Annotated in this window: 16 protein-coding genes; 8 read left to right on the top strand and 8 right to left on the bottom strand. The window is 61.6% G+C overall.

Annotated elements, in window-relative coordinates; translation table 11 throughout:
• Nucleotides 1–235: 235 nt before the first annotated feature.
• From tldD to RHM62_RS17105, 3 genes are read right to left on the bottom strand one after another with little or no spacing between them, the layout of a single operon-like run.
• Nucleotides 236–1,696: a metalloprotease TldD gene (gene tldD / locus RHM62_RS17095; RefSeq protein WP_322123250.1), complete on the bottom strand. Its 1,461-nt coding sequence runs from the start codon at nt 1,694–1,696 to the stop codon at nt 236–238.
• A 39-nt stretch (nt 1,697–1,735) separates the two neighbouring features.
• Entirely contained in the window at nt 1,736–2,560 is an 825-nt protein-coding gene (locus RHM62_RS17100; protein ID WP_322123251.1) for a carbon-nitrogen hydrolase family protein, read from the bottom strand.
• Nucleotides 2,561–2,563: 3 nt separating this feature from the next.
• Nucleotides 2,564–6,775, bottom strand: coding sequence for a YhdP family protein (locus RHM62_RS17105; RefSeq protein WP_322123252.1), 4,212 nt, complete (start codon nt 6,773–6,775; stop codon nt 2,564–2,566).
• A 107-nt stretch (nt 6,776–6,882) separates the two neighbouring features.
• Between RHM62_RS17105 and glnE the strand changes: the two genes are divergently transcribed.
• Nucleotides 6,883–9,645 (top strand): bifunctional [glutamate--ammonia ligase]-adenylyl-L-tyrosine phosphorylase/[glutamate--ammonia-ligase] adenylyltransferase, encoded by a 2,763-nt coding sequence (gene glnE / locus RHM62_RS17110; RefSeq protein WP_322123253.1) that lies wholly within the window; start codon nt 6,883–6,885, stop codon nt 9,643–9,645.
• A gap of 11 nt (nt 9,646–9,656) precedes the next feature.
• Here the strand turns inward: glnE and lepB are convergent, their stop codons facing one another.
• Nucleotides 9,657–10,355 (bottom strand): signal peptidase I, encoded by a 699-nt coding sequence (gene lepB / locus RHM62_RS17115; protein WP_416172337.1) that lies wholly within the window; start codon nt 10,353–10,355, stop codon nt 9,657–9,659.
• 146 nt (nt 10,356–10,501) lie between these two features.
• Between lepB and RHM62_RS17120 the strand changes: the two genes are divergently transcribed.
• From RHM62_RS17120 to arsH, 3 genes are read left to right on the top strand one after another with little or no spacing between them, the layout of a single operon-like run.
• Nucleotides 10,502–10,837, top strand: coding sequence for a metalloregulator ArsR/SmtB family transcription factor (locus RHM62_RS17120; protein ID WP_322123255.1), 336 nt, complete (start codon nt 10,502–10,504; stop codon nt 10,835–10,837).
• Entirely contained in the window at nt 10,834–11,259 is a 426-nt protein-coding gene (arsC, locus tag RHM62_RS17125) for an arsenate reductase (glutaredoxin) (RefSeq protein WP_322123256.1), read from the top strand. The genes RHM62_RS17120 and arsC overlap by 4 nt, the downstream gene beginning before the upstream one ends.
• The gene (gene arsH / locus RHM62_RS17130) at nt 11,256–11,951 is read left to right on the top strand and encodes an arsenical resistance protein ArsH (protein WP_322123257.1); all 696 of its coding nucleotides are present in this window, start codon (nt 11,256–11,258) and stop codon (nt 11,949–11,951) included. Before arsC ends, arsH begins: the two co-directional genes overlap by 4 nt.
• A gap of 7 nt (nt 11,952–11,958) precedes the next feature.
• Here arsH and RHM62_RS17135 read toward each other — a convergent pair whose 3' ends face one another.
• Nucleotides 11,959–12,375 carry a hypothetical protein gene (locus RHM62_RS17135; RefSeq protein ID WP_322123258.1) on the bottom strand — a complete coding sequence of 139 codons (417 nt, stop codon included), beginning with the start codon at nt 12,373–12,375 and terminating at the stop codon, nt 11,959–11,961.
• 274 nt (nt 12,376–12,649) lie between these two features.
• Between RHM62_RS17135 and RHM62_RS17140 the strand changes: the two genes are divergently transcribed.
• On the top strand, nt 12,650–14,146 hold the full coding sequence (locus tag RHM62_RS17140; RefSeq protein ID WP_322123259.1) for a Fic family protein: 1,497 nt from the start codon (nt 12,650–12,652) through the stop codon (nt 14,144–14,146).
• A 188-nt stretch (nt 14,147–14,334) separates the two neighbouring features.
• On the opposite strand, the gene gap is transcribed toward RHM62_RS17140, so the two are convergent.
• From gap to tkt, 3 genes are all read right to left on the bottom strand, one after another.
• Complete coding sequence (gene gap, locus RHM62_RS17145) at nt 14,335–15,345, bottom strand: type I glyceraldehyde-3-phosphate dehydrogenase (RefSeq protein ID WP_322123260.1); 1,011 nt, start codon at nt 15,343–15,345, stop codon at nt 14,335–14,337.
• Between the two features lie 67 nt (nt 15,346–15,412).
• Complete coding sequence (locus tag RHM62_RS17150; RefSeq protein WP_322123261.1) at nt 15,413–15,955, bottom strand: GNAT family N-acetyltransferase; 543 nt, start codon at nt 15,953–15,955, stop codon at nt 15,413–15,415.
• A complete protein-coding gene (tkt, locus tag RHM62_RS17155) occupies nt 15,952–17,946 on the bottom strand; it encodes a transketolase (RefSeq protein WP_322123262.1) in 1,995 nt (664 codons plus the stop codon). The genes RHM62_RS17150 and tkt overlap by 4 nt, the downstream gene beginning before the upstream one ends.
• A 226-nt stretch (nt 17,947–18,172) precedes the next feature.
• Here tkt and RHM62_RS17160 point away from each other — a divergent pair, with 226 nt between their 5' ends.
• From RHM62_RS17160 to RHM62_RS17170, 3 genes are all read left to right on the top strand, one after another.
• Entirely contained in the window at nt 18,173–18,901 is a 729-nt protein-coding gene (locus RHM62_RS17160; RefSeq protein WP_322123263.1) for a 16S rRNA (uracil(1498)-N(3))-methyltransferase, read from the top strand.
• A gap of 143 nt (nt 18,902–19,044) precedes the next feature.
• Nucleotides 19,045–21,282 carry a TonB-dependent receptor gene (locus tag RHM62_RS17165; protein WP_322123264.1) on the top strand — a complete coding sequence of 746 codons (2,238 nt, stop codon included), beginning with the start codon at nt 19,045–19,047 and terminating at the stop codon, nt 21,280–21,282.
• A gap of 76 nt (nt 21,283–21,358) precedes the next feature.
• On the top strand, nt 21,359–22,777 hold the full coding sequence (locus tag RHM62_RS17170; protein WP_322123265.1) for a metallophosphoesterase: 1,419 nt from the start codon (nt 21,359–21,361) through the stop codon (nt 22,775–22,777).
• Nucleotides 22,778–22,796: the final 19 nt, after the last annotated feature.

Consider the following 22,796-nt stretch of genomic DNA (forward strand, 5'->3'; position numbering starts at 1 on the left):
GCTGGCGGTTTTTAAGGAATCTGGTTGGTTACGCTGTTCTTGCTTTTACGTGTACCTTCCGCATTTCCACCGCCTTCGGGCTGGAGTCGCTAAAGTAAAAATAAAAGAAAAAGTGGCGTGATGGCATGAGGTCGCAAGCTTTGGTTGATGACTATTTTTAGTTTAACGATAGTGCAGTAAAACATCCGGCTTGGCAAGCGCGGTGGCGGGTTAATTTTACGAACAGCGGTCGACGCTAGGCCGTCCCGCCCACCGTCACCCCATCGATACGCAAGGTCGGCTGCCCGACCCCGACCGGCAGGCTCTGCCCATCCTTGCCGCAAACGCCGACACCGCTGTCGAGCCGCATGTCGTTGCCGACCATCGAGACCCGGTTCAGCACGTCCGGTCCGTTACCGATCAGCGTCGCGCCCTTAACCGGATAAGTGACCTTGCCGTCTTCGATCATGTACGCCTCGCTGGCCGAGAACACGAACTTGCCGTTGGTAATGTCGACCTGACCGCCACCGAAATTGACCGCATACAAACCGTGTTTGACCGAGGCCAGAATTTCGGCCGGATCCTTGTCGCCGCCCAGCATGTAGGTGTTGGTCATGCGCGGCATCGGCAGGTGCGCAAACGATTCGCGTCTGGCATTGCCGGTGACCGGCATCTTCATCAGGCGCGCGTTCATCGTGTCCTGGATATAGCCTTTCAGGATGCCATCCTCGATCAGGGTCGTGCACCGGGTCGGATTGCCTTCGTCGTCGATATTGAGCGAACCGCGCCGGTCGGCAATCGTGCCGTCATCGACCACGGTGACGCCTTTGGCGGCGACCCGCTCGCCTATCCTGCCGGCGAAGGTGCTGGACCCCTTGCGATTGAAATCGCCTTCGAGGCCGTGACCGATCGCTTCATGTAGCAGGATGCCGGGCCAGCCGGGACCTAGCACAACCGTCATCGGACCGGCCGGTGCCGGCCGGGCGTCGAGATTGACCAGCGCCGCGTCGACCGCTTCGGTAGCGTAACTTTCAAGTACCGCATCCGTAAAATAGCCATAGCCGAAACGCCCGCCACCGCCCGCCGAGCCGGTTTCGCGGCGGCCATTCTGTTCGGCGATCACAGTGACCGAGAGCCGCACCAGCGGCCGGATATCGGCAGCCAGCACGCCATCACTGCGCAGCACCAGCACGACATCGTATTCGGCAGCCAGGCCGGCCATCACCTGCACGATGCGCGGGTCGCGCGCGCGCGCCATGCGTTCGATCCGTTCGAGCAAGCGCACCTTGCCGGCAGCGTCCAGCGAGTCCAGCGGATCGTGCGGCAGATACAAATCCCGCCCACCGGCCGGCTGATGCGTGCCGGCGACCTTGACCTTGCCGGCGCCCTGGCGCGCAATCGTGCGCGTCGCGGCAGCGGCTTCCAGCAAGGCGACTTCGGAGATCTCGTCGGAATACGCAAAGGCGGTCTTGTCGCCCGACACCGCCCGCACGCCGACTCCCTGGTCGATCGAAAAACTGCCGCTCTTGACGATGCCTTCTTCCAGGCTCCAGCTCTCGCTTTTGGTCGACTGGAAATACAGGTCGGCGTAATCAACCTTGTGGGTGAACATCGTGCCGATGGCCTTGAGCAGTTTGCCCTCGTCGAGACCGAACGGCGTCAGCAGCACGTCGCGCGCTACGGCCAGGTTGGAAAAATTCGGTACGAACAGGTTCATGGGGCGGGGACTTTGCAGATGACGGGGGAATGGATCGGATCAGAGACGGCGGTGCTGCAGTGCCGGCAAACTGGCGCGCACCTCTGCAAGATAACTGGGTTCGACCTGGCCGAATACAAGTCCTTCGCCTTCGGGCAGGACATCGCAGATCTTGCCCCAGGGATCGATCAGCATGCTGTGGCCCCAGGTACGGCGACCGTTTTCATGGCGACCGCCCTGCCCTGACGCCAGCACGTAACACTGGTTTTCGATGGCGCGGGCGCGCAGCAGGATTTCCCAGTGGGCCTGGCCGGTCGTATAGGTGAACGCCGCCGGCACCACGATCAGTGCACAGCTGCCCATCGCCCTGTACATCTCCGGAAAGCGCAGGTCATAACAGACCGACAGCCCGACCCGGCCACAGGGCGCATCGAAGGTGGTGACGTCGGCACCGCGCGCGATCGTGCGGGCTTCATCGTAGGCTTCGGCACCGCTGGAAAAACTGAACAGGTGGATCTTGTCGTACCGCACTACCAGTTCGCCGGCCGGGTTGTAGACCAGCGTGGTATTGCGGATCTTGCCGGCCTCGGCTGCCACCATCGGCAGCGTGCCGCCGATCAGCCAGATGCCGTGTTCGCGCGCCATGCCGGCCATCGCCTGCTGGATCGGACCGCCATCGACGACTTCGGCCAGCGCGATCTTGTCGGTCTCGTGCATGCCCATCACCGGCCAGTACTCAGGCAACAGTACCAGCTGCGCGCCGCGTGCGGCGGCGTCTGCCACCAGTCGCGCGGCGGCTTTCAGGTTTTGTGCGACCGATGCCGTCGAGACCATCTGGATTGCGGCAATCGGGAAAGGCGCGCTCTGTGGCGATTGATTGTTCATGGCTTATCCTTTTCGGGCGGGCTTGTCTGATGCGGGTGCCGGCTCAACCGGCGCACCGGTCTTGCGATCGAGCTTGGTCACCAGCGGATCTTTCCAGGGACCGGTGATCGCGTACTCGAAGGTGAACGCGCGCATCAGCGGGTCGCGCAGGAACAGTTGCGCCAGGAAGGAGCCTACGCCTATTACCGGGTTCACCGCCAGCGCGTAGACCACCGACGCCGCACCAACATTGATTTCCGGCAGGACGGCGACATGCAGGTTTTGCGTCTCGGCAGCAAAATTTACCGTACCGTCAAGCAGCACCGTCGCGTTCACGCTGCGCATCTTGAAATTGCTGGTACTGGCGACGCCATGCGCGATGGCGGCATTGGCATTGATACCGTCGAAGGCAAAGCCTTCCGAAAACACGTCGCGAAAATCCAGCGTCAGCCGGCGCGGCAGCGATTGCAGGCTGAGTACACCAAGCAGTTTGGCCGCACCCGGGTCGACCTTCAGGAATTGTCCGGCGGCCAGGTCAAGCTGGATCTGGCCGCTCAAACTCGGAATGTCGAGCGAAAAAGGGACACCATCCCAGGTCAGGTCGCCTTCCATCTTGCCTTTTCCACCGCGCAAAACGTTGTCGAACCCGAACCGGGCCAGCAATTTCCCGGCATCGGCGATTTCGAGGGAGTAGACCAGATGGCTGTTGCTGTTGCCGGCAACGCTGGTGAACTTGCCGCTGGCCGTGAGCGCGCCGTCCGGATTGGCAATCGACAGCTTGCTGATGCGCCATTCGCTGCCGGTGGTGCCGGGCACATTGTTGGCCAGCAATTCGACCCGGCCAAACGGCTTGCCGACCAGCTGGAAATTCTCGGCGATGATATCGAGTGCCGGCATTTGCGTGGCAGTGTCCTTGTCTTCCAGCAGGTCGGTGACCTGGGTTGCCGCCGACTGCGGAATGCTCAACATCGACAAGCGTGCCGTGACCTTGCCGAGACCGCGTCCGGAGGGCGCTTCGACCCAGGTCAGATAGCCGGATGCCTGGCCGGAATCGATATTGGCTTGCCAGACGTTTTTCAGCCGCGACATGCCGACCACCACGTTGTCGAGCTTCTTGCCGGAGATGATCAGTTCGGTCGCACGGGCGGCCATCACGTCAGGTTCGATGAACTGGGCCAGATCGATGTCATCCGCAGCAACCGGCATCACCGCGACCTCACGTGGTTTTTCGGTCGTGCTCACCGACGACACCAGCGCCCGCCAGTCGTCGATGTTGAGCGTGCGCAGGCTGACATTAAGATGCAGGCCCTCGTCCGGTTCGGGCGGTGGCGAATTGACACCGATACCGCCCTGCACCACGCGCCAGGCGGCATGTTTTTCTACTGCCCGGGTGCGCAGATAGCGCGCAGAGACGGCGCTGCCGATCGATAGCTTGATGGTTTCGCGCAACTTGGGCGTGCCGTCGGACGGCAAATCGGTCATCTCGAAACGCAACGGCAAGCTGTCAGCCGCGCTCTTGCGCAGCGGTGCCGGCAAGTCGAGGGCGATTCCCTGCAGACTGGATTCGACGATGACTTCCGCCAACTGTTTTTTGACGCTGATGGTGGCGCTGTAGCGGCTGGTGCCGGAGATCTTTTGCAGCAGGCGCTGCAGCGCTGCATCGGGATAGTTTCTGCGCAAGCCGTCTGCCGTGACGCTGCCATCGGCCTTGACGATGATGTTGCCATCCGGCTGGGAACCGCCGGTGATGCTGGTTGGCGCGCCAAGAAAGCCGGCCTTGACGCCATTGAGCGTGAAGCCTTTTTCATTGAATTCGAGCTTGCCGGTGGTCTGGCCCAGCAGCGGTATGGCATTTTGCAAGGTCACGTCATTATTGAGAAATTGCAGCGTGCCGGTGACCTTGGCATCGATCATGTGGTCCAGCGGCAAGCGCAGCTTGAGCGCCAGTCTGGCCTGACCGGCGGCTTTGGTGTCGTCGGTAAAGTGCCCTATCCACTCGAGTACCGGACTGGCATTGACGTAACGCACCATGTCCTGCAATTTGCCATTGGCTTCGCCATCGATCTCGAGTTGCGGGTCCGGCGATAGCAAGTCAGGTACCACCGCCCTGACCTTGGCCAGTGCGACCTCTTGCGTCGACGCACTGTCGGCGCGAATGTCCAGCCGGGTCCGGTCGATGCTGAGCGTACCGTGGATTTTTTCGAGTAAGGGCCACAGCGGCGCCTTGCCGTCGGGACCGAAGAAACCGGGGTCGTACAGCATGGCGCCGTTATCGATTTTGGCGCTGACGGTGAAGATGCCTTTGGGCTTGTCGGAGGGCCGGTTGGCAGCGAACGGAAATTCGGCCAGGTCGCCCTTGAGCCGGACCACGACATCCCTGGCCTGACCCTGCTGCAGCGCGCCGGTCAGCCAGGTCCGCAGCGGCCCCGGGGTCTGCAGCGGCAGGTAGCGGGCCACCCGGTTGATGTCGAGCGAAGCGATATTGGCGGTCATGTCGATCGTGCCCGGTGCCGCATCATCAGCCAGCAACGAGATCAGATGATTGCCGCTGGCCTTGACCCGCAAGCCGTCCTGCACGACGTCGAGCTGATCGACCTGCAACAGTAACTGGTCATTGCTCTGGAATGCCCAGCGCGATTGCATCGTCAGCTGCTCGAACGGCACCACAGGATCGGGCAGGTATCCGGGCAGGCGCACCGTGAATTGTTTTGCATCCAGATTGAGCGTGCCGCGCCGCTCGGAGGCGTCGATGGACCCGCTCAGGTTATCGAAACCCGGAATCGCGGGTACCGCAGCGAGCGCCGGACTGCCGGCCGAACGTGGCTGCGCAGCCCGGGCCGGCTGGGCGCTCAGGCTCAGGCCGGCGAACTTGCCCTTCACGCTGTAGGTCGAGATGGCCGGATACGCGCCTTGCCAGCTGGCCTGGAAATCCTGCAACTGACCGCGCGGTGCGAAGTCGGCCAGCATCTGCTGTTGCGCGGCCGGCAGCGGCAGGCGTTCGACCAGACTGGCCAGTGTGGCAAGGTCGAGCAAGCGGGCCTCGATCTGGAATTTTTCCGGCGCGGAGGCTGTCGCAGCGGTGTAGGTTTCGGTAATCGTGGTCAGCGGCAGTTGCAGGCCATCCTCGGTCTCCATCGAAAAATCCGTCAGTGCAATAGTGTGTCCGTGCACGCCGAAAGTCGGAATACCGATAGCCGTTCTCGCATTGAGTGCTTCGCGCACCGCAATGCGACCGCTGGCACGCTTGAGGTTGAGCGGCTGGAGATCCGGGCGCAAACGGGTGGCAATCCCGGCGACATCCAGATCGGCGGTCAGGTTGACGACGCGGGCCCGGTCGATATTGAGCCAGGCCCGCACCGATCCGCGCGCGCTTTGCACATCAACCGGAAAATCGACCCAGGTTTTCCAGGCGGCCAGGTCGGCCTCGCGCAAATCGGCATACAGTTCGCCGCGCCACTGACGCGCATCGGAAACGGCGTTACCAAAGTGCGGATGGCTGAAAGTGGCGCGCACATCCAGCGGCGCGGCCAGCGTGGCTGGCGGCACCGCCTTGAACGCGACCTGATGATCGTGCCAGCTGTTGCGCAACGTGAAGTCGACCTGCTGCAGGATCAGTTCCGGTGCGCCGCGTTGCTGATCGATCCAGTGAATCCGGCCGGCGCGGATGACGATTTCGTTTTGCGCCAGAATCCAGTCGGCCGCGGCACTGTCGCCCGGCTTGCCGCTGTCGATGGCGATGCCGGCGACCAGGAAGCGGCCCTGCGGATCGCGCACGATATCGATGTCGGGCTGGTCGAGTGCCAGCCGGCGCAACCGCAGGTCGGCCACGGCCAGACTCCACCATGACAGCGTTGCTTCGACTTTGGGCAGGGTCAGTGCCGCCTCGCCGCGCCGGTCGTGGATCACGACATTGGCCAGCGTCAGGTCCGGATACAGGCCGCGCCACGTGGCTCCGATGGTGCCAATGCTGACCGGCTGGCCGAGCGCCCGGCTAGCCAATTGTTCGACCTCGGGCTTGTATTGGTCAATGTTGGGTAAAACCAGGAAGCGCAGCAGCAGGAAGATCAGGCAGAGCAACAGGTACAGCCCCAACAGCAGCTTGAGCAACGCACCGAGCGTGTGGTAGGTGGCGATATTGAGGTAACGATAGCCGCGCTGGCAGGCGGGCCAGAAGGCGCGCCAGCGGGTGACAAGGCGTCGGTCGACCGGGGACGCCGGCGCTGAATCGAGGAGCATCAACGGACTGGACCGCGCATGCCCGGCGAGCGGCTTCGCATAGAATGAATAAAATGTCCGTCGTGAATCACAAGTCGTCGCACCCTTCCTGAAAATTTCTCTACACCATGACCAATTCCAGTTTGACCAGCACCAGCGTTACCGGTTCGGCGGCAAATGACGCTTCCGGCTCCCGCTTTCTTGCGCGCTGGCTGGCAGCTGATCCGGCCCGCGCCGGCCAGCTTGCCGATCTTGCCGGATTATCCCTGAGCCCATCCCTGTTTGCGCGCTTATTACAAAAAGAAATCGCCGCCGGTTTGCCTCTGCCGCGCGCCATGCGCCGCCTGCGCAATCTGCTGCTGGCGACGCTGATCTCGCGTGACCTCGCCAGTGGCGGAGACTTGCCGCAAGTGGTCGACACGATGACCGCTTTTGCGGAGTTCGCGCTGCAAACCCATGTCGCGGCACTGACCGCCGAACTGCAGGCGCTGCACGGCGTACCCACCGGCGAAGAGAGCGGCTTGCCGCAAGCGCTGATCGTGCTGGGCATGGGCAAGCTGGGTGGCGGCGAACTCAATGTTTCGTCAGACATCGACCTGATCTTTGTGTATCCCGAAGACGGCGAGTCGCAAATAGCATCGCCACAGCAACGCAGCCTGTCGAACCACGAATTCTTTATCCGCCTGGGCCGGCGGCTGATCGGCGACCTGTCCGAAATCACCCAGGATGGATTTACTTTCCGGGTGGACATGGCGCTGCGGCCCAACGGCAATGCCGGCCCGCTGGTGGCCAGCATCAACATGGTCGAAGAGTACCTGATTGTGCAGGGCCGCGAATGGGAGCGCTACGCGTGGATCAAGGCGCGCGCGGTGTGCGGTGCACCGGCCGATATCGAAGCGCTCGAACGGATCGTGCTGCCGTTCGTCTACCGGCGCTACCTCGACTTCGGCTCGATCGATGCACTGCGCAACATGCATGCGCAGATCCGCGCCGAAGTCACGCGGGTCGAGGCATTGCATCCGGAGCGCAGCAACAACGTCAAGCTGGGTCGCGGCGGCATCCGCGAAATCGAGTTTCTGGCGCAAGTGTTCCAGCTGATCCGCGGTGGCCGTGATGCCGACCTGCGGGCGCGGCCTACCCGTGCGATCCTGCGCGCGCTGGCCGACAAGCAATTGCTGGAACCGGACGTGGTCGATCAGTTGCTGGATGCCTATACTTTTTTGCGCAACCTCGAACATCGCCTGCAATACCTCGATGACGCCCAGACCCACACCCTGCCCGCCGGCGATACCGACCGTCTGACCGTCGCGCGCATGATGGGCTTTGCCGATACCGCCGGTCTGCTGGCCGAACTGGCCCTGCAGCGACAGCGCGTATCAAGCCAGTTCGATGCGATGTTTGCCGACAAGGAGGCGCAGGCCGACAGCAAGCACGCCGTGCATCCCGACATCCATGCGGCGCTGGCCGCCGTCGATCCGCTCGACGCGATCGAAGAACATCTGGTCACGCTGGGGTTTAGCGAAGCCCACGAAGCCGCGCGCCGCCTGCTGACGACCTGGCAATCCGCGCGCCTGCAAGCGCTGCCCGAAAACAGCCGCAATCGGCTGCTGGCGCTGGTCAATGCCGCGCTGCCGCTGCTGGCCGACTGCGGCGCGACGCAATTGATCACACTGCACCGGCTGCTCGATTTCATGGAAACCGTGGCCAGGCGCGCCGCCTATCTGGCGCTGCTGACCGAGTATCCGCGCGCCTTGCAGCGCGTGATCCGCATGATGAGTACCAGCGACTGGGCCGCCAAATACCTGACCCGCCATCCGATCCTGCTCGATGAATTGCTCGACGATCGCACGCTGCGCGCCGCGCCGGACTGGCCGGCTTTCCGCCTCGAATTGCAGCGCCAGCTGGCCGCCACGCCGGGCGACACCGAACGCCAGCTCGATACGCTGCGCGAAATGCATCATGCGCAAACCCTGCGCCTGCTGGCGCAGGACATCGAGGGTGACCTCAGTGTCGAGCGGCTGGCCGATCACCTGTCGACACTGGCCGATATCCTGGTCGACCAGACCGTGCAGGCGGTCTGGAACACGCTGCCGCAGCGCCATCGCGCGGTGCCGCAATTTGCGGTGATTGCCTATGGCAAGCTGGGCGGCAAGGAGCTGGGCTATTCATCGGATCTGGATGTGATTTTTTTGTATGACGACGACGACCCGGAGGCACCGGCGCAATACGCGAAGCTGGCACAGCGCTTCATCACCTGGATGACCAGCCACACGCCGGCCGGCATCCTGTTCGATATCGACATCGCGCTGCGTCCCGACGGTGCCAGCGGTCTGCTGGTCTCGACCATCGCGGCCTTCGAAAAATACCAGCTGAAATCGGCCTGGGTCTGGGAGCACCAGGCACTGACACGCGCACGCTTTTGCGCCGGCGATGTCGACATCGGCCAGCGCTTCGAATTACTGCGGCTTGACGTGCTGCGCCAGCCACGCGATGCCGGCCCGCTGCAACAGGAAGTCCGGTCCATGCGCGACAAAATGAACCGCGCCCATCCTGCCCGCGAGCGCCAGTTCGACCTCAAGCAGGATCGCGGCGGCATGATAGACATCGAATTCATTGTCCAGTACCTGATCCTGCTGCATGCCTCGGCATCGCCGCAGCTGACCGATGACATCGGCAATATCGCGCTGCTGAAACTGGCCGGCGAACTGGGCCTGATCGATGCCGCACTGGCCGACGCCGCCGCCAATGCCTACCGGACTTATCGCAAGCTGCAGCACCATGCCCGCTTGCAAGGCGAAGAGCAGGCGCTGGTCGCTCCGGAACGCCTCACCGCCGAAGCACTGGCCGTGCGGCAGCTCTGGACCAGCGTATTCGGCGAGGACAAGACCTGAGCTGCGTCAGTTCACGACGCCCCGGATTGCATCAGCGAGGCACCGAAACGCTCGAAGCGTGGAATGAAATGTCGTTCGGCATCCAGTGAGAACGCGACGCGCCCGACCCGTCCGGTGATCGCCGCGCGCTTGATGAAGCCGAGATAGCGTGAATCATGGCTGTTATCGCGGCTGTCGCCGAGCATCAGGTAGTGGCCGGTCGGCACCTGCATCGGACCGAAGCTGCGTAGCGCGCCGGCCCGTTCGGGCATCAGCATGATGTTGCGCTGGCTGCCGAGTATCCGTTCATCCAGCACGACCTGGCTGCCCTGGTAATCGGGCGTGATGCGGGTGGCAACCGCGCCGGTTGCCGTGACATACGAGGCCTGCACGCCATTGAGGTAGAGCACGTCATCGCGCATTTCGACGGTATCGCCCGGTAAGCCGATCAGCCGCTTGACCAGTCGCGTGCCATCGTCGGGCGACGAAAACGTCACGATGTCGCCGCGCCTCGGGTCGGCAATATGCGCGATGACGATATCGGTGAACGGGACTTTCAGGTCGTAGGCAATCCGGTCGGCGATGATGCGATCACCGATCATCACCGTCGGGTACATGGATCCGGATGGCACCGAATACCAGTCGGCAATCGCGCTACGGAGGAACACCATGCCCGCCAGGAAAATCAGCACACCGCGGTGATTGTTCAGCATTTTTTTTATCGCGAGCATCATTGTTAGTCCGGTAAATCGAAAGTCGATTGGCGAGTATGTCGGTAGATTTTTGACGACTGATTGACGCTCCGCAAGCGACTTACGGTTGCCGCCCCAACTGTCTGTTTTCGCCACAGCTGGGTTAATTCGACTATTATCGAAACATGGAAACCAAAACTGCCGTCACTGCCCTTGCCGCCCTCGCCCACGATTCCCGTCTGGCGGTCTTTCGCCTACTGGTGCAGGCCGGTCCTGCCGGACTGGCCGCCAGCCGGATCGCCGGACAATTGGCCATCCCGCCCTCCTCACTCTCGTTCCACCTGAAAGAATTGAGCCATGCCGGCATGGTCACCGGCACGCAGGATGGCCGCTCCATCATTTATGCCGCGCAATTCGGCACGATGAACGACCTGCTCGCCTATCTGACCGACAACTGCTGCGGCGGCACCGCCTGCAGCCCCTGCAACCCGACTTCCATTGCTTCCAAGGAGTGCCCGTGAGCATCACCATCTATCACAATCCCGACTGCGGTACCTCGCGCAACACGCTGGCGCTGATCCGCAATAGCGGCGTTGAACCCACCGTGATCGCCTACCTGACCGACCCGCCGGCACGCGACGTGCTCGCCGGCATGATTGGCGCTGCCGGCCTGACCGTGCGCCAGGCCATCCGTGAAAAAGGCACGCCGTATGCCGAACTCGGTCTCGATGATCCGGCTGTCACCGACGACGCCTTGCTCGTCGCGATGCTGGCCCATCCGATCCTGATCAACCGGCCGTTCGTCGTCACGCCGCGCGGCGTGCGCCTGTGCCGGCCATCCGAACTGGTGCTCGAGATCCTGCCGGATGCGCAGCGTGCCGCCTTCAGCAAGGAAGATGGCGAAGCCGTCGTCGATGCCAGCGGCAAGCCGGTCCGGTCATGACGTCGGACCTGCCCAACATCAGTGCTGCGCACCTGGCTTTGCCGGCGCTGGACCGGCTCGAGCCAGCCACCCGCGCGACCCATGCGCCCCGCATCCTGCTGCTGTACGGCTCGTTGCGCGAACGCTCGTACAGCAAGCTGCTGACGCTGGAAGCGGAGCGCCTGCTGCAGCATTTCGGGGCCGAGACACGGGTCTTTGATCCGCACGGTTTGCCGATGGTCGACAGCGTCGCGCCGGATCATCCGAAGGTGCAGGAATTACGTGCGCTGTCGCAATGGTCGGAAGGCCAGGTCTGGTGCAGCCCGGAACGGCATGGCACGCTGACCGGCATCTTCAAGTCGCAGATCGACTGGCTGCCGCTGGAGCTCGGGGCGTTGCGCCCGACCCAGGGCCGCACGCTGGCAGTGATGCAAGTCAGCGGCGGCTCGCAATCATTCAATGCGGTCAATGCACTGCGGGTGCTGGGGCGCTGGATGCGCATGGTGACGATCCCGAACCAGTCATCGGTGGCCAAGGCGTATGAAGAATTCGACGAGGCCGGTCGCATGAAGCCGTCGGCGTATTACGACCGGCTGGCCGACGTGATGGAAGAGCTGGTCAAATTCACGCTGCTGGTGCGCGACCGGTCGGATTATCTGACTGACCGGTATAGCGAGCGCAAGGCGTTTCAGGGGTTGCCGGAGAAGTTGTGACCTAAGGTCAGCGCCACTTGTTCTTCTTGCTACGGTACTCATGCTGCAGTACCAGCCTGGTCGCACCGACCAGTGGGCTCAGCCCCAGCACCAGCTGCGTCAGCACATGTCCAGGCAAGAGCCACAGCGACGCCACCGGCGCAGCCACTTGCGTCGCTGCTGAAATCAATGGCGCGACCCATTCGGCTTCTTCGGTCACATCCAGCAGCACATCGCCATCGCCATTCGTATGTAAAAAAATTTCGCCGCCTTCGGACAGATCAAAACACACACCGGGACTGTTGACGGTCTGCTTGCGAATCACCGCATGCAGGTCGCGGTTGAGGTTATCGATCCAGAGCTCGACATCGGCGATGGTTTCCAACGGTGTCCAGGGAATCGCTTGCAGCGTGGCGCCGGCGCGGTCGTCGTCGAAATCATCCATGGCGGAAGACGGTTTGAATCGGTGTCATTGTGAAATCTGGAAAAGCCAGCGCGATGCGCTCAAGGCGTCATTATCGTGCAACAAGGTGACCTGTGGGAAACGCTTGCCAACGAAAGCCGTCTCGCCAGACGTCCTGTGATCGGTTTGGCAGCTCATTTTAAATGAACAAATTTCGATGATTTCCTTCATATCTCTGTTTTTTTGAATATATTTCGATGACACTGAACAAATCCCGATGAAATAGCCAGTCGAACTACCCCCGAGAAACTCCACCATGAAAAAAATTGGCTATGCCCGGTTGATTGACTTGCTGGATCTGCAGGTCCGGCCATTGACGCAAACAGCGTCGACGTCGAGCGCCATCAACAAACGCCAGGACACTGCCGACACGATTCTTTTTCCTGACGGTGTGGTGGTGACGGATACGCCATTGGGTCAGCTTGAATTTGCGCTGCGTCATGAAGGCGTCAACCTGGAAGTGATCGATGCCGCATTCGAAAAAATGGCGCCATCGCTGCTCATTGCGCGCATCAGGGCAAACCCGAACAGCGAGCCGATACGTCGCGCCTGTTTTTTGTGGGAATGGATGCACGGTGCGACCCTCGATGCGGGCTGCATTACCACCGGCCGCTATGTGGATCTGTTCCCGCCGGAGATCTATGCGGTCGCCGCCAACCCGATCAAAGCACCGGCATTTCGCGTCAACAACAATGCACTGGGCAATCCGGATTTCTGCCCGGTAGTGAAGCGATCAACCCTCGCTCACGCCGACGAGATGCTCACCCTGTTACGACAACTTCCTGCCCTGATGTCCGGCGACGATAGTGCCGCGCTGTACGCGCGAGCGGTACGCTTTCTCTATCTGTCCGAAACACGCAGCAGTTTTTCGATCGAGCGCGAGATACCTGATGCGAACAGGGAAGAACGTTTCGTCGCATTGCTGTCACGCGCCGGAGAGCAGGAGCGCGTCACCGAAGACTGGCTGGTGATGCTGCAAAATGCGGTCATCAAAGACAGCTATGGCAAGGAGCCGTCGTATCGGACGAAGCAGAACTGGCTCGAAGACAGCGCCGGAAGAATGACTTTTTTACCGCCTCCGCCAGACGATCTCGGCAAGCTCATGCGCGGCTGGACGACATTCGTCAACGACCAGCGCAGCGGCATCGACCTCTCGATCAAAACAGCCTGCGCGGCCTTCGGCTTTGTGTATATGCACCCGTTCATGGATGGCAACGGACGACTGCACCGCTTCATGATCCACCATGTACTGCAACGCTCCGGATTGTTACCCGACAGCCTGGTGCTGCCTGTCTCGGCGAGCATCGCAAAAGATGAGCTGGCTTATCTGGACGTGCTGTCCGGCTTTTCAAAACCGGTCACGCGACTTTGGCGCTATCGTCGCACCGACCAGGCGCCGCTGATCGACAGCAGTCCCGGCGCACGGCCCTACCGGTACTTCGAAGCTGACCGCGAAGTCGCGTTCCTGCAAGAAATGATTCAGGCCACGATCCTGACCGAAATCCCCAACGAGCTGCGCTACCTGCGCGGCTACGATGCGGCATTTTCAGAACTGGATGCCACCTTTGATTTGCCCCGCTCGGACATCAGCAAACTGATCCGCATGATCCACGGCAATGACGGCGTGCTGTCAGCGACCAAGCGCAAGCAATTTGCCCACTTGCCCGAGGCGGTCATCGACCAGGTCGAACGCATCGTGCGCGCTGCTTTTCCGGAAGACGCGCAACCGGTCAAGCATAGCAAGCCATCTTAAACAAGCCAACGTCATCACCCGGTAACCTTGCGCCGCTACCATGACGTCTCCCGCAAGGCCGACCTTGCATTGCGGGCTGCACTGATGTGAAGAGCACAGGCACTACCGTAGCTGGCGGTCGGGAAACATACCAGCACCAATAAAAAAACGCCCCGAACCTCGGGGCGTTTTGCATGGAGCGACGTGAATTACTTGGCCGACATCAGCGCGACAGTCGTGTCGAGCATGCGGTTCGAGAAACCCCATTCGTTGTCATACCAGGACGATACTTTGACCAACCGGCCCGACACTTTGGTCAGCGTCGAATCGAAGTTGCTCGATGCCGGGTTGTGGTTGAAGTCGACCGATACGAGCGGCTCGGTCTGATACGTCAGGATGTCTTTCAACGCGCCTTCGGAAGCGGCCAGCATGATGGCGTTGACTTCGTCGACGGTGGTGTCGCGCGCTGCGATGAACGACAGGTCGACGATAGAGACATTGATCGTCGGCACGCGGATCGCGTAGCCATCGAGCTTGCCATTGAGTTCCGGCAGCACCAGGCCGACCGCAGTCGCCGCGCCGGTCTTGGCAGGAATCATGCTGCTGGTGGCCGAACGGGCACGACGCAGGTCTTCATGCATCACGTCGGTCAGGACCTGGTCGTTGGTGTAGGCATGCACAGTCGTCATCAAGCCGTTGACCAGACCGATCGTGTCGTTCAATGGCTTGACCAGCGGGGCCAGGCAGTTGGTGGTGCACGAGGCGTTCGAGATCACGGTATCGGTGGCCTTGAGCACGTGCTGGTTGACGCCGAAAACGATAGTGGCGTCGACATCCTTGCCGCCCGGGGCGGAGATGATGACTTTCTTGGCGCCGCCTTTCAGATGGGCCGAGGCTTTCTCTTTGGTGGTGAAGAAGCCGGTGCATTCGAGCACGACGTCGACGTTGAGCTCGCCCCATGGAATTTCGGCAGGATTGCGCTGCGCGAAGACGCGGATGCTGTCGCCATTGACGATCATGGTGTCGCCTTCGACGACGACGGTGCCCGGGAACTTGCCGTGGGTGGTGTCGTAGCGTGTCAGGTGAGCGTTCGATTTGGCATCGCCGAGGTCATTGATGGCGACGATCTGGATGTCATTTTTTTTGCCGCCTTCGTAATGTGCGCGAAGGATGTTGCGGCCGATACGGCCGTAGCCGTTGATTGCGACGCGAATAGTCATGCTGCTTCTCCTGAGAACAAAAAAATTCTGTCAAAAAGTGCGAGGGTCAAATCATTAACTCGTCAAATCAGTGCGGCGAAAACAGACTCAGATCACGCCAGCCGTAACCTGCTTCAAGCAGGTCGATGCCATCCCAGTTGTAGGCTTGCTCGACCAGCAATTCGGCCTGGCGTTTTTCAAAGAACTGACGCGCAATCTTGTTTTGCGAAATCACCCAGGTGATCAGTCCACGTGCGCCTTGCGCCTGCTGTGCCTGCGCCACCATTGTCACGAGCCGGCTGCCGATGCCCTGGCGTTGCAGGTCGGGAATCAGATAGATCGCGGCCAGTTCGGCATCGAGGCCGAACTTCTGTTCGTCGAGCATTTTGCCTGCTGCAAAACCGACCACGTCGCCATCGAGTTCGGCGACAAAGACCGAGGTCTTGGCCGACGCCGCGCTCAGCACGCGATACCACAAGTGCATGCTGTCTTCGACTTCCATGCTGTCGAGGTACTCGTCGGGCATGATGCCACGGTAGGCCTTGCGCCAGCTATCGATACGCACCATGGCGATGCCTTCAGCATCGTCCGGCGTCGCTACCCGCAAAAAAGTCGCGTCTACCGCGTTCAAGCGAGCGTCCGCTGTACTGCCGCGACAACGTTCTCGACGGTGAAGCCGAAGTGCTTGAACAGCGCCGGTGCCGGCGCCGATTCGCCGAAGGTATCGATGCCGATGACTTCGCCTTCGAGGCCGACGTACTTGTACCAGAAGTCAGTGACACCAGCTTCAATGGCCACGCGCGGCAAGCCTTTGGTCAGCACGCCGGCCTTGTAGGCAGCGTCCTGGCGATCGTACACATCGGTGCTCGGCATCGACACCACGCGTACCGCCACGCCGGTTGCCGCCAGTGCATCGGCGGCCTTGACGGCCAGTTCGATTTCGGAACCGGTGGCGATCAGGATGGCTTTGGCATCAGCGGCATCGCGCAGGATGTAGCCGCCGCGCGCGATGTCAGCGACCTGTTGCGCGCTACGTTCCTGATACGGCAAATTCTGGCGCGAGAAAATCAGCGTGCTCGGACCATGCTGGCGCAGCACCGCTTGCTGCCACGCGACGGCCGATTCGACGGTGTCGCACGGACGCCAGTTATCCAGGTTCGGGATCAAACGCATGCTCGAGACATGCTCGACCGATTGATGGGTCGGGCCATCTTCGCCCAGGCCGATCGAATCATGCGTGAACACGAAGATCGAACGGATCTTCATCAGCGCGGCCATGCGCAAGGCATTGCGGCTGTAATCGGAAAAAGTCAGGAAGGTTGCGCCGAACGGGATGTAGCCACCGTGCAGCGTGATGCCATTCATCATCGCGCTCATGCCGAATTCGCGCACGCCGTAGTTGATGTGGTTGCCGGGCTGGTCGGCACGCACGGCGATGCATTCTTTCCAGTTGGTCAGGTTCGAGCCAGTCAGGTCGGCCGAACCGCCGAGAAATTCCGGCAGCACTTGCGCATAGGCCTGAATGGCGTTCTGGCTGGCCTTGCGGGTGGCGATGGTTTCTTTCTTCTCGACGCAGGCAGCGATGTAGTGCGCGACGGTCGCGTCGAAATTGCCCGGCAATTCGCCGCTCATCCGGCGCAGCAGTTCGCCGGCCAGTTGCGGATGACGCTCGCTGTAGGCTGCAAACAGGGCATCCCATGCGGCCTGGCGCGCGGCACCGGGCAGCTTGGCATCCCATGCGGCATAGACTTCAGCAGGGATCTCGAACGGTGCCGACTGCCAGCCGATCGCTTCACGCACGGCCGCGATTTCTTTGTCGCCGAGCGCGGCACCATGGACCTTGTCGGAGCCTTGCAGGTTCGGCGAGCCTTTGCCGATAACGGTCTTGCAGCAGATCAGGGTCGGCTTGTCGGCCAGCTTGGCGGCGGCGATCGCGGCCGAGACGGCGGCGACATCATGGCCATCGACGGCGGCAATCACGTTCCAGCCATAAGCATCAAAACGCTTCGGGGTATCGTCGCCAAACCAGCCGGCGACATTGCCATCGATCGAAATACCGTTATCGTCGTACAGCACGATCAGCTTGGACAGGCGCAGCACGCCGGCCAGCGAACAGGCTTCGTGCGAAATGCCTTCCATCAGGCAGCCATCGCCGACGAAAGTATAGGTGTGGTGATCGACGACATCGAAACCAGGCTGGTTGAATTCGGCCGCCAGCAGTTTTTCGGCGAGTGCCATGCCGACCGCGTTGGTCAGGCCCTGGCCGAGCGGGCCGGTAGTGGTTTCGATGCCGGGGGTGACGTCGACTTCGGGGTGACCCGGGGTCTTCGAATGCATCTGGCGGAAATTACGCAGCTCGTCCATCGGCAAGTCGTAGCCGCTCAGGTGGAGCAGCGCGTAATGCAGCATCGAGCCGTGACCGTTCGACAGCACGAAGCGGTCGCGATTAATCCAGCGTGGATCGGCCGGGTTGTGACTGTAATGCTGCGACCACAATGCCACGGCAATATCGGCCATGCCCATCGGCATGCCCGGGTGGCCGGAGTTGGCCTTCTGGACGGCGTCCATTGCCAGCGCGCGGATCGCGTTGGCCATCGTGTTTGTGGTTTGCAATGAAGTCATCGTGATCACATGAAAAATGAGGGTGAGATGCTGCGGGCGAATTGTCTCTCGGACTGGCCGGACAAATTGACGTACAGGCATCGGCAGGAAGCCGGCATTTTACCAGACCGGTACCGCCAAGTATCGATAAACGCCGCCAACTCCGCGATCCCGCCCACGGTGGCGCTGGCCGATCCGGGTGACATGGTGCAGACTCTGCGGCATTGCTCCATCCACAAGGTCTTTCATGCCCCGATTCCATTGCCCGCTGCCGCTCGCCATCGGCGACGTCCTGGTCCTGCCCGACAATGTCGCGCATCACATCCAGGTCATCCGCCTGCAGGCCGGCAGCATGGTCACGCTGTTCAATGGCGATGGCAACGAGTACGTTGCCACCCTCACCCTGCTGGAAAAAAAGCGCGTCACCGTTGAGGTCAAGACCTGCACCGCACGCTCGGTCGAATTGCCCTACGCGATCACGCTGGCGCAGGCGCTGCCGGAGGCCTCGAAAATGGACTGGATCATCGAGAAAGCAGTCGAACTCGGTGCCGCCGGCATCCAGCCGCTGTCGGCCCAGCGCTGTGTGGTGCGCCTGTCGGCCGAGCGTGCCGAAAAGCGCCAGCTGCACTGGCAGGGCATCATCGTCAGCGCCAGCGAACAGAGCGGTCGCAACCGGCTGGCGCACCTGGCACCGGTGACTGACTTCAGCCGCTGGATCGCGCAGCAGGACATCCACAAACGTATTTTGCTATCGCCGCGTGCTGATCAGTCGCTGGCCGACTGGGCGCGCCACCAGCCGCCGCAGGCAGTGACGCTGCTGATCGGACCGGAAGGCGGCTTGAGTGACGACGAAGAAAATCTGGCCATCGCGCACGGTGCGATTGCGCTGTCGATGGGACCGCGGGTGCTGCGCACCGAAACCGCCGGTCTGGCGGCGCTGGCCATGCTGACCGGTGCGTGGGGCGACAGCACGTAGGGTAGGCACAGCGCGCGCACCAGCAACCCTTGGTACGCCACGTTTGTCATGAGTCAGTCAGCGTCCGGTAATCGGTACGTCATCTTCCCGTCTTAAGCTGCGCGCAGATTGAACATCTCAATCGCCACCAGGGAAAATAAAAAATGACTTGCCAGCTTATTCGTCGTGCCTTACCCGCCAGCTTTGCGCTCACCCTGCTGGCTTGCGCGGTCAGTTCCGCGTTTGCCGCGGACGACACTACCGAGACCCAATCGAGCACCCGCGTCCAGGTCATGGCCTCCAAAGTGACTGCCGCGATGATGGCACCCAGCCAGACTTCGCTGGCCGCGACGCAGCCGCAATCGGTCATCAACCGGTCGTTCATCGAGAGCTCGGTCTCGCCGGTGAGCGATTACACCGCGATCACCGCAATTGCCCCGAGCGTCACCGGCGGTATCTCGGCTAACGGCCCCGGCCTCGGCGAAGCCAAGAACGGCTTGCGCGGATTCAAGGATGGCGAATTCAATGTCACCTTTGATGGCATTCCGTTTGGCGACACCAACGGCGCCACGCACCACTCGACCGCTTACTTTCCGGCCAGCGTGATCGGTGGCGTCGTGGTCGAGCGCGGACCCGGCAAGGCGAGCGACTTCGGCCAGGCGACCTTCGGCGGTTCGGTCAACCTGCAATCGCGCGAAGTCTCGGCGCGCCAATCGATCGCGCCGTTTGCGGCCTATGGCACCTGGAACACCAAGCTGATCGGCACCCGTGTCGATACCGGCACCCTCGCTGATCTGGGCGATGCCCGCATCGCCTTCAATGTCCAGCGCCTCAGCAGCGATGGCGCCCGCACGTTCAGCGCCGTGCAGGGCGACAGCATCATGTTCAAGCTGGAGAAGCCGCTCGGCAGCAATACGCTGCTGACCGTCAACACCAACTACAACAAGAACTACTACTACCAGGCCGACAAGGACAATGGCCTGACGATGGCCCAAGTGGATCTGTACGGCAAAAATTACGCGCTGAGCAATGACCCGACCAAGGCTAATTTCTATGGCTACAACCGGGCCGACAAGACCACCAACCTCAATTACATCCGCCTGCAAAGCGAACCTGGCAACGGCTGGGCAATCGATAACAATCTGTATCACTACAATTACACCAACACCACGCTGGCAGCCGACAGCGGCAACCTGCCCGGCGTTGGATTCGGCAGCGTCGTCAATGCCAACGGCAGCAAGCTGGCCGGCCAGATCCCCGGCTATGTCAAGACCAACGAGTACAAGGTCACTGGCGACATCTTCAAGCTCAGCAAGCAGTTCGAGGCCGGCCTTGCCCGCACCGGCGTCTGGCTGGAGCAAGCTGATACGCACCGCAGCACCTATGATTTCAATTTACTGACGATGCTGCCGAGCTACAAGGAAGCCGCCGTCGCGGGTGTGTTCACGGGCATCAACAACGTCAAGTACGAGCAGCAATCCGGCTGGAAAAGTTACCAGCCTTTCGCCGAATTCGAATGGGCCGCCGCGCCGGACCTGACGATCACGCCCGGCATCAAGACCATGCTGACCAAGCTCAATGTCAATGCCTCGGTGAATCAGACCGCGCGCTTGACCCAGCAGGTCGACAAGGATTTCCATGCGACGCTGCCCTTCCTGACCGCCAACTACAAGCTCAGCCCGGTCTGGTCGACCTACGCCCAATATGCCAAGGGCATGCTGGTACCGGACATCAGCCTGTTCCAGAGCACCAATGCCAATGCCACCTCGATCGAGGCACAGCGCTCCACCAATTACCAGCTGGGCGTGGTCCACAAGACCGACAAGCTGCTGTTCGATGCCGATCTGTACGCCATCGATTTCAGCAACAAGTTCGCGGTCCTGCCGGGCACGGATGCGCAGCCGGTGTATTACAACCAGGGCGGCGTGACCTACAAGGGCGTGGAAGGGCAACTTACCTACGCCTTTATGAATGGCTTGTCGCTCTATACGAACGGCTCGCTCAACCGCGCCGTATCGAAGGCCACCGGCCTGACCATCGCGACCGTGCCGGACTCGACCGCGGCACTCGGCTTGCTCTATCAGATGGCTGGCTGGTCCGGCTCGCTAATCTACAAGCGCACCGGTTCGACCTACGCGCTGGATGATCAGGGCTACAAGCTCAACCCGATCACCGCCACCAACCTCAATGCCAGCTACACTTTTGCCCATCCGGGCATGGGCGCAAAAAGCATGAAGCTGCAGCTCGGCATTTACAACCTGTTCAACAAGCAGGATGTGATTGCCGTCAAGCCGGTCAACACGACTGCCGGTACTGCCAGCTATGGCGTTGCCGCTGCCGGTGATACCTTTTTGTTCCAGCCGGAACGCAGCGTGATGGCATCGCTCAACGTCCTGTTCTAAACTTTCCGCCGGCCCGATAGTCCGACGGCATATCATTTTCCGTCGGACTTTTCCATTCCGGCTTCAGGAGTCCTGCATGATCTCTTACACACAATTCAATTGCACGCTAAGCATCCTGGCACTGCTACTTGCCGGCTGCGCACCGATGCCTGTCAATGACCACCTTGCCACCCCTGCCGGACTAACGACCTTCGTCGTGCTCGGCGAGCAGGGCCAGGCAGTCGCGCGCGTGCTGACAGACGCCGCGCAATGTCCACGCATTCGCATCGACGGCATTGACGTGGCCATGGACGTGCGCGCTGCCGCCGGCACCGTCGCGCAGCGCACCACCCGTTCCGCGCCGGCCGACTCCAAGCCATCGGCCTTTCCGCTGCTGACCTGCGAGAAAATCCTGCCGGCGCAGACCACATCGGCCAGCGTCGCGGGTCACGCGCTGCCACTGCCGAAACCCGAAGCCAGGCGCATCGTGGTCATCGGCGACACCGGTTGCCGCCTGAAGAAAAGCGACAACGCTTACCAGCCCTGCAACGATGCCACGCACTATCCGTTCGCCCGCATCGCCGCTGCCGCCGCCCGCTGGCAGCCCGATCTGGTGATCCATGTCGGCGATTATCACTATCGCGAAAACGCCTGCCCCGATGGCAATGCCGGTTGCGCGGGTAGCAGCTGGGGCTATGGCTGGGATGCCTGGCGCGATGATTTTTTCAAGCCGGCAGCCCCATTGCTGCAGGCTGCCCCGTGGGTGCTGGTGCGCGGCAATCACGAGTCCTGCAGCCGCGCCGGCCAGGGCTGGTGGCGCCTGCTCGATCCGCGTGCGCTGCAAGCCGGGCGTGACTGCAACGATCCTGCCAATGACGACATCGGCGACTTCAGCGATCCGTATGCCGTACCACTGGGCAGCGATGCGCAGGTCATCGTGCTCGACACCTCCAACACCACCGGCAGCCCCATTGCGCAAGACGATGTCCGTGCCGGCAAATACCGCGCGATGTATCGCCAGCTCGAACGGCTATCGCAGCAGTCGGGCTACAACATGGTCGCCAATCACCATCCTATCCTCGGATTTTATGCCCACAAAAACAAGCAAGGCGGGGTCGATATCCTGCCCGGCAATCAAGGCATTCAGTCGGTCTTCGGCGCGCTCAATCCCTTGATCCTGCCGCCACGCATCGATGCGCTGCTGTCGGGACACACGCATTTGTGGCAACAGGTGAGCTTTGCCAGTGCCCATCCGACCCAGTTCATCGCGGGCTTTTCCGGGACGATGGAAGACCTGGTGCCCTTGCCCGATGTCCTCCCGCCCGGCACCACACCGGCACCCGGCGCCATCGTCGCCAGCGTCAGCGCCTGGACCGGCGGCTTCGGCACCATGACCATGGAGCGCAGCGGCGCCCGGCAATGGCAAGTCCGGGTATGGGATACGGCAGGCCGCGAGGTCAATCGTTGTCAGGTCGACGGCAGCAAGTCCGCTTGCGAGAAGGCACGTATTGAGTGACGGGAAGTCTCTCAGTACT

The sequence above is a fragment of the Actimicrobium sp. CCC2.4 genome (genome assembly GCF_034347385.1).
Lineage (GTDB): Bacteria > Pseudomonadota > Gammaproteobacteria > Burkholderiales > Burkholderiaceae_D > Actimicrobium.